Annotated in this window: 12 protein-coding genes; 4 read left to right on the forward strand and 8 right to left on the reverse strand. The window is 60.5% G+C overall.

Annotated elements, in window-relative coordinates:
- Positions 1-164: 164 nt before the first annotated feature.
- The 3 genes from ACO06F_RS15780 to ACO06F_RS15790 are packed head-to-tail and all read left to right on the forward strand — an operon-like array spanning position 165 to position 3,746.
- Complete coding sequence (locus tag ACO06F_RS15780; protein ID WP_421693700.1) at positions 165-1,880, forward strand: ABC transporter ATP-binding protein; 1,716 nt, start codon at positions 165-167, stop codon at positions 1,878-1,880.
- A complete protein-coding gene (locus tag ACO06F_RS15785) occupies positions 1,870-2,811 on the forward strand; it encodes a hypothetical protein (protein ID WP_421693701.1) in 942 nt (313 codons plus the stop codon). Before ACO06F_RS15780 ends, ACO06F_RS15785 begins: the two co-directional genes overlap by 11 nt.
- The gene (locus tag ACO06F_RS15790; protein WP_421693702.1) at positions 2,808-3,746 is read left to right on the forward strand and encodes a hypothetical protein; all 939 of its coding nucleotides are present in this window, start codon (positions 2,808-2,810) and stop codon (positions 3,744-3,746) included. Before ACO06F_RS15785 ends, ACO06F_RS15790 begins: the two co-directional genes overlap by 4 nt.
- On the opposite strand, the gene ACO06F_RS15795 is transcribed toward ACO06F_RS15790, so the two are convergent.
- The 3 genes from ACO06F_RS15795 to ACO06F_RS15805 all read right to left on the reverse strand — a co-directional run bounded on the left by ACO06F_RS15795 (position 3,743) and on the right by ACO06F_RS15805 (position 6,780).
- Positions 3,743-4,879: an ELM1/GtrOC1 family putative glycosyltransferase gene (locus ACO06F_RS15795; protein ID WP_421693703.1), complete on the reverse strand. Its 1,137-nt coding sequence runs from the start codon at positions 4,877-4,879 to the stop codon at positions 3,743-3,745. The genes ACO06F_RS15790 and ACO06F_RS15795 overlap by 4 nt on opposite strands.
- 67 nt (positions 4,880-4,946) lie before the next feature.
- Positions 4,947-5,999: a glycosyltransferase family 4 protein gene (locus ACO06F_RS15800; RefSeq protein WP_421693704.1), complete on the reverse strand. Its 1,053-nt coding sequence runs from the start codon at positions 5,997-5,999 to the stop codon at positions 4,947-4,949.
- A complete protein-coding gene (locus tag ACO06F_RS15805) occupies positions 5,956-6,780 on the reverse strand; it encodes a UDP-2,3-diacylglucosamine diphosphatase (protein WP_421693705.1) in 825 nt (274 codons plus the stop codon). The genes ACO06F_RS15800 and ACO06F_RS15805 overlap by 44 nt, the downstream gene beginning before the upstream one ends.
- Positions 6,781-6,944: 164 nt before the next feature.
- Between ACO06F_RS15805 and ACO06F_RS15810 the strand changes: the two genes are divergently transcribed.
- Positions 6,945-7,346 (forward strand): hypothetical protein, encoded by a 402-nt coding sequence (locus ACO06F_RS15810; RefSeq protein ID WP_421693706.1) that lies wholly within the window; start codon positions 6,945-6,947, stop codon positions 7,344-7,346.
- A 12-nt stretch (positions 7,347-7,358) separates the two neighbouring features.
- Here ACO06F_RS15810 and ACO06F_RS15815 read toward each other — a convergent pair whose 3' ends face one another.
- From ACO06F_RS15815 to ACO06F_RS15835, 5 genes are all read right to left on the reverse strand, one after another.
- Positions 7,359-8,417 carry an ABC transporter ATP-binding protein gene (locus tag ACO06F_RS15815; RefSeq protein ID WP_421693707.1) on the reverse strand — a complete coding sequence of 353 codons (1,059 nt, stop codon included), beginning with the start codon at positions 8,415-8,417 and terminating at the stop codon, positions 7,359-7,361.
- Positions 8,417-9,205 (reverse strand): ABC transporter permease, encoded by a 789-nt coding sequence (locus ACO06F_RS15820; RefSeq protein ID WP_421693708.1) that lies wholly within the window; start codon positions 9,203-9,205, stop codon positions 8,417-8,419. Before ACO06F_RS15820 ends, ACO06F_RS15815 begins: the two co-directional genes overlap by 1 nt.
- The gene (locus ACO06F_RS15825; protein ID WP_421693709.1) at positions 9,202-10,092 is read right to left on the reverse strand and encodes an ABC transporter permease; all 891 of its coding nucleotides are present in this window, start codon (positions 10,090-10,092) and stop codon (positions 9,202-9,204) included. The genes ACO06F_RS15820 and ACO06F_RS15825 overlap by 4 nt, the downstream gene beginning before the upstream one ends.
- A gap of 57 nt (positions 10,093-10,149) precedes the next feature.
- A complete protein-coding gene (locus ACO06F_RS15830) occupies positions 10,150-11,253 on the reverse strand; it encodes an ABC transporter substrate-binding protein (RefSeq protein WP_421693710.1) in 1,104 nt (367 codons plus the stop codon).
- Positions 11,254-11,404: 151 nt separating this feature from the next.
- Positions 11,405-12,130, reverse strand: a complete 726-nt coding sequence (locus ACO06F_RS15835) for a tetratricopeptide repeat protein (protein WP_421693711.1) — start codon at positions 12,128-12,130, stop codon at positions 11,405-11,407.
- Between the last annotated feature and the right edge of the window lie 59 nt (positions 12,131-12,189).

Here is a 12,189-nt window from a genome sequence, read left to right on the forward strand (position 1 = left end):
AGAGTTGCTTTAATGAATACTGTTTAATTTCAATTGCTTGAAGAAGGCTCTTGCCGAGTGTTGCGCCTCGGACAGGTTCGGGCAATACGTCTTTTCTCCCGCACACCGGAAGGCCAACGGCCGCTGTTGCCAGGGGTTTGAGAAGACAGGGTCATACCGGCGACATGCGTAAAATACTTTCGATCTTCCTCCGGACCGAGGGCACCCATCCAGCCCTCATGCTGGGGGCATTGCTGCTTGCTGCGGCTTGCGAAGTGCTGGGGATTTCGGCACTCCTGCCGGCGGTTTCGCTGATCTCGAACAATCAGCAAGGTTCATCGGCGCCCGCACTGTCGCGTTATCTGGAGCAATTCCTCGCCGTGCTGGGATTGCCAGCCACGCTGGAAGTCATTCTGGCCGTGGTGTGCCTGGGCCTCATCCTCAAGGCGATCATCACCTTCTTTGCCCTCAGCTATGCGGGCATATCGGCTGCGAAAGTTTCCGTGCGGCTGCGGCAGCGGCTGATCCGTGCCCTCTATGTGGCAGACTGGCGCTTCTATTCCGGCAAGGGCAGCGGCGAATATGCCGCCGCCATTTCGTCCGAAGCCTCACGCGCGGGCGAGGCCTATTTCATGTCTGCGCAATGGACCACATTCGCCATCCAGACCGTCTTCTATATCGGAATCACCTTGCTGGTAGATTGGCGTCTGGCGCTGTTCAGCCTGCTGATCGGGCTCATCATCTCCTTTGCCCTGCATTTTCTTATCATCAGGACGAAGCGCGCTGGCAACCGCCAGACAGAGGCAACCAAGGCGCTCTCTGTTTCGACCGTGGAACTGCTCGCCAATTTGAAGCCGCTGAAGACCATGGAACGCTTCAGCTTCGTCGATCAGTCGATCGACGCCGGAATCCGCAAGCTCGAACGCTCTTTGGCAAGCCGCGAAACATCACGTCAGCTGCTCACGCAGAGCATCGAGGTCATTGCAGCGCTGACGATTGCCGCGGCGATCTACGTGGCCTACAGCAGTTTCAATGTGACCCTGGACTCCCTCGTGGTCAGCGGCTTCCTGCTGATCAAGTCCGTCAACAACATCTCGCAACTCCAGAAGCTGCGCCAACAATTCGCGCATTCGGAAAGCGCCTACCGGCGGATGAATGCACTGATCAAGGAAGCGGAGGATAATCGCGAGACGGCGGGTGGCAGGCTGCCACCCGATACCACTGCGGCCTACCGCGTCGAAAACGTCAGCTTCGCCTATGACGACCGGCACGTGCTGCGCGACATCAACCTGGTGGTCGGCAGCCGCGAGATTACTGTGCTTAAGGGGCTTTCGGGCAGCGGAAAGACCACTCTGGTCGATCTTCTCGCCAGGCTTCTCGTGCCGCAAACGGGCAGGGTTCTTCTGGGCTCCGTTCCGCTTTCCGAGCTCGACCTTCATGCCATGAGGCGGCGCATCGGATATGTGGTGCAGGAGCTGACCTTGTTTCACACGACGATCCGGCGGAACATCTGCCTGGGCGCGCCCGAGATCAGCGAGGAACAGCTGTCGGAAGCCATACGCCTGGCTGGACTGGAGCAGTTCATCTCAACACTGCCGCTGGGCCTCGAGACGGATGTGGGCGAAATGGGCGGCAGACTGTCGGGTGGCCAGCGCCAGAGGCTGGCGCTCGCCCGGGCGCTGGTCACCCAGCCTGATATCCTGATCCTGGATGAGGTCACGAGTTCGCTGGACCCTGCAACGGAGGCCGAAATCGTGGCCAACATAAAATCCCTGTCCCGCCGATTCACAATCATCGTCATCACCCATCGCGAGGCGTGGGTAGGCGTTGCTGACCGCCTTTATCAGCTGGATGGGGGCCACCTCACCAGCGTGCCACAGGACGCCCCGGATGCCGCCTGAGTCCGGGCTGCGCTCAGCGCTTCGCAGCTGGTGGCTCGGCGGCCACAGCCAGTGGAGCTATGACCATCCGCTGTTCCGCAAGACAAGGGCCAGCCCGCCAAAGGTGAGAATTCTCGGCGATCATTCGGACTATCATTGTGGCAGCTGGGCAGCAATCGAGAGCATCCGCCAGAACTGTCTGAGATCAGGATACAGGTTGGCGGGGCGTTATGAGCCTTTCGACATCCTGGTCGTCAATGGTGAAGGCTCGATGCATGGCAGCAACATTGCGCGGCGCAATGTGTTCGTGAAGAAGATGGAGGTTCTGAAGCGCGCCATCGAGGCCGGCATTCCTGCCTATCTGGTGAACACGGTCTGGCAGAACAATGTCTCCAGCTATGATCACGTCCTGCGCATGCTCAGCGGCATCCAGGTGCGTGAGATCGACAGTTACAATGATCTCTTGACCGCGCATGGCGTGCCGTCCCTGGTGAAGATTGATGCCTCTTTCTTCCTTGCTGTGAAGCAAGCGCCGAGCCTCACGCCCAACGCTCGGATCGTGATCACCGACTTCTTCATGACAGCGGGTGGGCAGTTTGAAGCTCACGCACTAGACCTTGGCGATACCGAATATGTTTCGATGAAGGATATAGGCTGGCCGGATTTCGTTACAAAGCTGGCGAACAGCAAGCTCCTGGTCACAGGCCGCCATCATGCGGTGTTCGCTGCTTGCAAGGCGCGCACGCCATTCATCGTGCTCAAGGGCAACAACCACAAGGTCACGGGCCTTCTTGAAACGGCAGGCGTCAGGCTCCCCGTGGCAAAGACTTTGGATGAGATCCCGGCGCTCGTGGCGGAGATCGGCCAGCATCAAGCCGCCTATGACCAGTTGTTCAATTGGATGCATGCCCGGCCAGATACGCCCATCCTGCCTGATCTGAACCGCGCATGAGATTTCGGCTGCCAAGCTGGCTCCCGAAACCCGGGCTCGCCGACCCCGCCGATCTTGCCATGGCGTTGGGCCGTGTCTGGGACGAGCGGCGTGGCGCCCTCTCGATTCTCGTGAGCAATCCCACGGTGGAAGCTGTTACTTCGCGCTTTGGTGCAAGGCCGCTGCCGCAGCAGGTCATTCCAGCCAGGAAGTTCGTCTGCTCCGTGACATTGTTCCGGCAGGTTGTGCGGCAGATGGAGCTCACCGTTCTTTCGGAAAGACGCATCAGCGCCGGGCGATACCTTTTCGATCTGCAGCAAAGGCCAGCACCGGAAGCGGAACCCCTCGTCTTCTCGCACTGCATCGTGCGGGGTAACAGATGCGTTCTTGATGGTGACTCCTACAATATCCTTTGCGGCAATTGGGCATTCTATGTGCCGGCGCTGCAGCTCAAGATACTGCACGCCAGACAGGGCCTGCGCTGGTGCCTTCACGAGAGCCGCCCCGGGGCTGGCGTTCTTGCGACGGCGCCTAGCGATCAGCGCCTGGGTCCCTATTCAGTGGAGGATTGGCGGCGCGCACTCGCAACGCCCGTGTTGCGCCGTGTGGCGGAAAACCATGTCTCGGCCCGCAGGCTGGCGAAGGCCGGGGTGGGGCCTGCCGTAGGGCGGCGCGCCCTCATCAGCGCACTCAGCTATGAAGCCGAAGGTGGCAGTTCACTGAGCGGCGGATTCGAGGTGGCGAACCTCACGGCTTATCTTCCAAGGCGCCAAACGCAGCTGGCGGATCTCGCCCGTGCGCAGGTGTCGCTGGATCACATCGGCAGCGCCCTTCGTCAGCAGATCAGGGGCTATGTCAGCGATCTCGATTCGGTGATTGGTGTTTATCCGCTTGATGCGGAAGACGAGGTGCGCGCCCGCGAAGGTGAACTGATGAAGGTGGCAGCTGGCGCCTAGCGCAGAAGGCTCTTCAATCCTTCAGCGACAAGCTGTGACTCGTCGGGGAAGGGCAGGGTGGGTGCCTTGGGTTCATCACCCAGCATCACAGCATAGCCCTGCTCGATCAGGAGCTGATGCAGAATATTGTAATTCCGCTTGGCAGGCGCCGGAAGCGACCAGTTGGGTATCTTGGTCGAGAGCTTGCGGGAGATTTCCTCAAGCCGCTGCTCCATCCGCAGCGCAATGGACCGCGACGCCGGCAAAGGCGCAATGACAAGGCGCTTTCCAAGGCTTGCAATGTCCGTCAGCATCGAAGGACTGTCACCTGTCACGGTGAATGTTTGCCCTACTGCCAGAAGCGGCCGGTAGGGATTTTTGGCGTCATTCGCCTTCCAGCGATAGAGAGTTTCGCCCGGCAGCAACTGCGCTTGCAACTCTTCGATCAGGTCTGCAGGCGTCCGGCGCGAGGTGACAATGGCGATGTGGCCAGTCTTTGCATGCGTGGTCCGCATCGTCTTCAGAATATCCGTGGCGACGGCGGTATCGAGAATCAGCTCCTTGGTCGGGCCGCCGATGAGAAGCACGTGGATTGGCTCGTGCGGCGAAGGTCTGGGTGGTGCTTGCACCACGGCTTTGTGATTGAGCGCCGTCAAGGGAAAGCGGTATCTCAGCACCCTGCTGTCCTCACTCATCACATAATGGGCGGGCACGAGCACCAGATCGAAGTCGCCCTTCCGGGCGCGCGGCGCGTTGAACAGGGCAATCTTGGTCCGCCCGCCTGATTGCTTCTTCAGCCACAGCGCCACACAGGACAGGTGGCGCCCGATCGTCACCACCAGATCGGGCCAGGGTGCCACAAGTGCCGAGGAGAGCTCCAGATCGATATGAGAAAGCGTGGCACGAACGGGCAGATGCAAGGACAATGCATTGGGCCGCAGCACGATGTCCTTATACTGAAAGGGCAGGTTCATGGCCTCCACGGCGCGCAGCAACTGGCTGTTGTCACCGAGCTTGGAACCGCCCAGAACCCAAATCAGTGCCTGTCGGCCGGCGTCCGGCTGGCCAGGTGAACTGCCAATGGCGATCGGATCGAGAGGCAGCATTTCGAGGGTATCGGTCGCCTTGCAGTGGATCAGAGTATGAGCATTCACGCGTCACGCTCGCCTCCCGTGGCAGTTGAGAATTGTTTCGTCAAGACGAAATCTTTTGCAGTTACGCTCAGCGGGGAAGGGCCAAGGCAAAATCCGCACCACCGTGCGAGGGCAGCGGGCCGCAGGGCACGAGCCAGGATTCGAACATGTCCGCGCAGGACCTCCAGCTGAATTTCATGGAGCCCTCGCGAACCCTGTCCCGGCCGATCACGGCTGCGCGCTGCACGGCCTCTTCCAGCGTGTCCGCAATCGCGCCCGTCACGCCATCTTCCACCACATCGAGCGGGCTTGGCGCATTGTAGGCGGCGACGGGCGTGCCGCAGGCCATTGCCTCCAGCATCACCAGCCCGAAGGTATCTGTCCGGCTCGGGAAGACCATGACATCGGCGGAAGCGAGTGTGCGGGCATAATCTTCCCCATGGCGGAAGCCCAGAAAATGCGCGGATGGGGCCAGCTTCTCGAGGCGCGCCCGCTCGGGCCCGTCTCCCACCAGAACCTTGCTGCCAGGGGTCTTGAGCGCGATGAAATCGTCGATTCCCTTTTCAATCGCAAGGCGTCCGGCATAGAGCACGATGGGACGCGGGAAGGGCAGGTGATCACGGTCATATGGTTTGAAGATGGAGCGGTCCACGCCGCGCGTCCAGATTTTCACATTGGTAAATCGCCGCCTGTCCAGCTCCATGCCGATCGATCTCGTGGGCACCATCACGGCCTGGCTGGGCTTGTGGAAATGCTGGAGCGTGCGCCATCCGATGCTGAGCACACCGGGGAGAGGGATGCGCGCTGCTGCATATTCGGCAAAGCGGGTGTGAAACCCGGTGGTGAAGCGAAGGCCCTCGCGCAGGCAGGCGCGCCGCGCTGCCCAGCCCAGCGGGCCCTCGGTAGCGATGTGAATGACGTCCGGGGCGATGCGGGAAATCTCGGCTGAAATGTCAGCGGCATTCGTCCCGGTCAGCGTGATCTCGGGGTAGAAAGGCATGGGCCAGGATGGCCGCCCAGCCGGATTGATGGTGCGAACGTCGTGTCCCTTCGCTTCCAGCTCCTTGATGACGGCATTCAGCGTGCGGACAACCCCGTTAACCTGCGGGGACCAGGCATCGGTTACGATCAGAATGCGCATGAAGCTCTTCCGTGATGTATTCGGGGGTGGCGGGCGTCCAGGTGATGATCTCGAACCGGCCGTCGGCGTGCTCCACCAGCGCTGTGCAGCTCTCCACCCAGTCGCCGTCATTCAAATAGTGGATGCCGTCAATCTCGCGGTCATCGGGTGTGTGGATGTGGCCGCAGATCACGCCCTGGCATCGGCGCGCCTTGGCTTCGCGCACCACGCAATCCTCGAAGTGCGAGATGAACTCGACGGCCTTCTTGACGCGATTCTTGAGGTAGGCGGAAAGTGACCAGTAAGGCAGGCGCAGGAACCGCCGCGCGCGGTTCACCAGCACGTTGAGTTCCATCGAGAGCTCATAGGCAGAATCGCCAATTTTCGCGAGCCAGGGCGCGAAGCGCACGACGCCGTCAAACTTGTCGCCGTGCAGCACCAGGTAACGCTTGCCGTTGGCGGTAAGGTGGACTGCTTCCTCGAGGATCGCCACGCGGCCCATCCTCACATTCAGGAAATTGCGAAAATTCTCGTCGTGGTTGCCAGGAATGTAAATGAGCTTGGTGCCCTTGCGCGCCTTGCGCAGCAGCTTCTGGATGACGTCATTGTGGGACTGGTCCCAGTACCAGGCTTTCCGCAGCGACCAATTGTCGATGAAATCGCCCACGATATAGAGCTGGTCGGATTCCGTCGCCCGCAGGAAATCGAGGAGGGCGTGGGTCTGGGCGCGCCTGGTGCCGAGGTGAATGTCCGAAATGAAGATCGCCCGGTAATGCTTTGGAAGTGGGGGAGTGGTCAGCATCTCTCTGCCTTCTGGCGTTGAACGCCCTTAGGCCCGATTTGTGCAAAGCTTTTGTGACGGTGGCGGCCTCCGCCGCCCGCACTCCGCATTCCAGTTGATTGTGACAATGCATTTGTATCTAGAATTGCCTTTGTGGACAGTCAGATCACTCGACAAGGTGTTGCATGAACGACAAGAACAAGAGCGTTAAGACCGGGGCCGAGACCCGCGTGCCTTCCAAGAAGACCAAGGTCAAGACCAAGACCAAGGCATCGCGCGGCAAGCTGGTGGAAGACGCGCTTCCGGCGGAAAGCGAGTTCGATTTCGTCGGCAAGGTCGAAAGCCTGCAGGTGAAGACGGGCAGTGCGCCGGATGGTTTTGAATTCGGACTGCGCGGGCGTCATGGCCAGCGGAAGAGCTTCAGGCTCGATCTTTCCGACCCGGTGGCGTTGAATGCGATGACCCATATCCTGGTGGCGGCGCATGCCAGCGAAGCCAAGATCGGCGTCAAGGTTGACGGCAGTGGGGAAGGCATCCCCCAGGTCAAGGAGCTCGCCTGGCGCCCCAAGCTGGGCAAGACCGCCTGAGCGGACTGCGGTTCAATCCGCCAGCACGAGCAGGTCGCGGCTGCTGAGGGAGATCGTCGCCTGGGATCCCGGTACCGGGGGTGAAGCATTCGGCTGGTTGAAGAGATCGAAGTCCACCACGGCTCCGAACAACTTCGCCTTGATGCGAATGACCGAGCCGAGGAAAGACACCTCGCAGATCTCCGCAAGGCTTGTGATGTCACAGCCGTCCGGAGATCCAAGCTTTATGTTCTCCGGGCGGATGGCAAGTGACAGGCTGGAGCCCTGGGCGGCATCGACTGGCCGTGAGAGCCGGACAGGTCTTCCCTCGATGTTGATGATCCCGCGTGCGGGATCATCGAGCCGGGCCTTGAAAATGTTCAGCGTGCCGACGAATGTCGCCACGAAGCGTGTGTGCGGCGCGTTGTAGATATCAAAAGGCGTGCCGGTTTGCTCGGCCTGGCCGCGGTTCATCACCACCACCTGGTCCGAAATGCTCAGTGCCTCTTCCTGGTCATGGGTGACGAAGACCGTGGTGATGCCAAGCGCGCGCTGGATGGATCTGATTTCGCTGCGCAGGCTGATGCGGATTTTGGCGTCGAGTGCGGAAAGCGGCTCATCCAGCAGCAGCACGCGCGGGCTCGGTGCGAGCGCGCGTGCCAGCGCCACGCGCTGTTGCTGCCCGCCCGAAAGCTGGAATGGGTAGCGCTTGCCATGCTCGGGCAGGCCAATCAGCTCCAGCATTTCCGTCACGCGCTTGGTGATTTCAATCCGGGGCCTCCCCGCAATCCTGAGCCCGAAGGCCACGTTCTCAGCGACTGTCAGATTTGGAAACAACGCATAGGCCTGAAACACCATGCCGATCTGCCGCTGGTTGGCGCGCAGCGGTGTCATGTCCCGGCCGTCGATGGTGATGGAGCCCGCCGTCGGCTGCTCAAGTCCCGCAAGCATGCGCAGCACGGTTGTCTTGCCGCAGCCCGAAGGACCCAGCAGTGACACAAAGGCCCCCTTCGGAATCGAGAGCGAAAAATCGGTGACAACCTTGGTTGGCCCAAATTGCTTCGCGAGGCTGGAGAGTTGAATGAAGGACATCAGGATTTTGCTCGGGTGTGAGGGGCAAGCCGCGTTGCGAGCTGGATCAGCCCCATGCAGCCCCAGGTGACGGAGAAGGCAATGACGGCGAGGGCTGCTGGCTCATAGGCGCGGTTGGAGCCCATCCACACCATGTAGGGCCCGAAGGCCGGCCGGTCGAGAAGGGCCGCCAGAACATATTCGCCGATGACGATCGCGAAGGTGATGAATGCACCCGACAACACGGCAACGAGCACATTGGGCAGGATCAACAGGCCCAGTATGGTGAGCCATCCCGCCCCAAGCATTTGTGCGGCCTCGGTCAGTGTGCGCACGTCGATGGTGCGGAGCCCCGTGTCCACGGCGCGATACATGTAGGGAAGCGCCAGAGTGGTGTAGCCCAGCACCAGCAATATGTTGGTTCCGAAGATCGATCCCGTCAGCGGCAGCAGGCTCGATGTGTTGTAAAGCCGGATATAGCCGAAGACCAGCACGATGGGCGGAATGACAAGGGGCAGCAGGGTCACGAATTCGATCCAGGGCCGCAGGCCCGGCAGTTTCAGGCGCACCCAGAACACCGTAGGTGTCACGATCAGCACGCCCATGACGATGGTGAGAAGCGCCATCACCACGGAAAACAGGAAGGTTGATTGAAATTGCGGGTCAAACAGCACGGTCCGGTAGGCATCAAAGGAGTAAGTTCCGCGACGCGCCCGGAGCGAGAACTCGAAGGTGCCGATCAGCGGCAGAAAGAAATAGATCGTGCCGAGCGCTGCGGCGATCCAGGCCCAGATCTTTGCGGTTTTCATTTGAGCCACCTTTCCGCCCGTACGCGGAGCAGGATGTAAATGAGGTTTGCAAGACCGGTGATCAGAATCATGCCGAAGGCCAGCGCATAACCCAGATGCGGGTTCTGAAGCACATCGCCGCGGATCTGCGCGAAGAGCATGATGGGCACGATCGAGAGTGATGATCCCGTCAGCGCCATTGCTGTTGCGACGGCACCAAAGGCATTGGCGAAGAGCAGCGCGAAAGAGCCGAGAAGAGCCGGCCAGAGCACCGGCAGTGCGACCAGCCGCCAATATTGAATGTTGCTCGCGCCAAGCGTCTGCGCCGCTTCGCTCCACTCCCGCTTCAACCCGTCAAGCGCAGGCGTGATGATGAGGAGCATGAGCGGGATCTGGAAATAGAGATAGGTGATTGCAAGGCCCGTGAAGCTGATGAGGTTGAAACCCAGGCTCGTCAGATTGATGCCGAACCAATCCCGCAGCAGAACCGTGACGAGGCCAAGCCTTCCGAGCGTGGCGATGAAGGCGAAGGCCAGTGGAACGCCGGCGAAGTTGGAAGCAACGCCCGAGAAGGTGAGCGTGGCACTGCGGAACCATCCCGGCAGCCCGCCTCGCGTGACGGCGATCGCAAGCAGAAGCCCGATGGCGCAGCCGAAGAAGGCCGTCAGCACGCTGAGCTTGAGGGACAAGAGCGTGGCATCGATGATGCTCTTTGTCGCAAGCCGGATAATATTCGCCAGCGTGAACGCACCTTCTGGCGTGCGGAAGGAGGCAATGACGATCTTGAGTGTGGGAAGAATCAGGAAGAGCAGTGCGAACAGCGCAAATGGCGTGACGCCCAGCCACGTCAGATGCTGCCCGATGCGGAGTGGTGGCCTTGAGGGCGCTGTCATCGCGAGGTGATCCATCACTGGCTCCGCCCCGCCTGAGCGGGACGGAGCGATTTTCAAACAGTCCGGCGGAGCTTACTGGACGTTGGCGCCCACGACCTTGTCCCAGCCGCCGGTCACGGCGGCCTTGTTGGCCTCCTGCTGCTCGACGGTGGGGAACACGGCCCTGGCGTAGCCTTCGGCCGGCGGCAGCTTCGCCATCACCTCAGCGGGGATCTTGCCCGCCGCGGACATGGCATTGAAGCGGGCCGGGTGGCAGTAGCCCTTGAGCCAGCCGGTCTGGCCTTCGTCGGAATAGAGATACTCCATCCACAGCTTGGCGGCGGCAGGGTGCGGAGCGAAAGCGGAAATGCCCTGCACATAGACGCCTGCGAGCGAGGCCGATGCCGGAATGACAATGTCCATCGGGGGATTGCCGTTCAGGCTGTCACGCCAGGCGAGCAGATTATAGTCCCAGGCCACGACGATCGGGGTCTGGCCTTGCGCGATGGTGCCGGACTTGCCGGTCACAGGCACGAAATTGCCGGCCTTGTTGAGCTCGGCCATCACCTCGAGGCCCTTCTCACCCGAGTCAGTTCCGGGTGCCGCACCCTTGGACACGCCTGCGGACATGACCGCCAGGATCGCCTGGTTCGAGGCGCGCGGATCGCCGGTGAGCGCCACGGCATTCGCATATTCGGGCTTGGTGAGGTCAGACCAGTCGGCAGGCGTGTTCTTGACCAGGTCCTTGTTCACGCCGAAAGACATCACGCCATAATAACCGGCGTACCAGTTGCCGTCCGCATCCTTAACGTCTGCCGGAATTTCATCCCAGCTCTGAACCTTGTAGGGCTGCAGCAGCCCTTCCTTCTGGGCCTGAGGTCCGAAGGCAAGTCCGACGTCGATCACGTCCGGAGCCTGCGGGCCCTTGTTGTCCTTGTTGGCGCGGATCGCCTCCAGTTCATCGGCAGAGGCTGCATCAACGTTCAGCTCGTTGACTTTCAGGCCATATTTCGCCTTGAAGCCTTCGATCACATTGCCATAGCCGCACCAGTCGTGCGGAAGCGCGATGACGGTGAGTTCGCCTTCCTTCTGAGCGGCGGCCACCAGGTCTTCCATCGCACCGGCATGGGCAGGCGCTGCCGCTGCCAGAACGGCAAGCGCCATCGTCGAATGCAGAAGTCGGGTTGAGAATGTCATGATCATGTCCTGTCGTGTTGTCACGCCGTGCAACGCGCCGGTTGCTGCGGCAGGGCGTGACTAGGAGCCGGACATGACAGTGCTGTGTCAGTAGACGCGGACGAAGTGGGGTTGAGCGTCTGAACCCAACCCCGCTGTCCTGATCAAGACCTCACTTGAGGGCTTTCAGCTCCTTGGCGGCCTGCTTGTTCCCCTGGGACTTCGACATTTCAAGAAGCGATTTCGCTTTGGGGATGTCTTTTGGAGTGTAGCGGCCTTCGATCAGAATCAGCGCAAGCTTATAAGCAGCCCATTCGTTCTTCTGGGCGGCTGACTTGCGGTACCATTTGATGGCTTCCTTCATGTTGGGCATTCTGCCGGCATTGATTGAGTAGATTTCCGCCAATGCATATTGTGCCCAGTCATTGCCGGCATTCGCCGCCTTCAGGTAATAGGATTGGCTCAGCTCGCGATCTTTCTTGACGCCCACGCCATCGCCATACATCTGGCCAAGCCTGTAGTTCGCCCAGACATTTCCCTGTGACGCTGCAAGTTTGAAATAGCGGACAGCCGTCGCCTGATCCTTCTTGGTGCCCAATCCTTCATCATAGAACCGCCCGAGATTGTATTGCCCCCAGGGATTGGCGCCCTTTGCCGATTTGCCGAACCACAGCAGCGCTTTCTGCGGGTCCGCCGGCACGCCAAGGCCCTTTTCATACATGGTACCGATGCTGTTCTCGGACCAATGTTCGCCCTGTGCGGCGGCCTGCTGATAGAATTTCATTGCCTGCTTGTAGTTCTTGGCCGCGAAGGCTGCGTCGCCATCTTCATGCGGGCCGCTCCATGCGGGCGAAGCCGCCAGTGCTGCCACCGTGACGACTATGAACGCAAGAGCCAATCTTCGCGTCAGGGTATATAAGTAGAAAAGCGTACGAGTCATAACTTTCCACACATGTG

Origin of the sequence: Aestuariivirga sp., from assembly GCF_965227715.1 — a bacterium.
GTDB lineage: Bacteria > Pseudomonadota > Alphaproteobacteria > Rhizobiales > Aestuariivirgaceae > Aestuariivirga.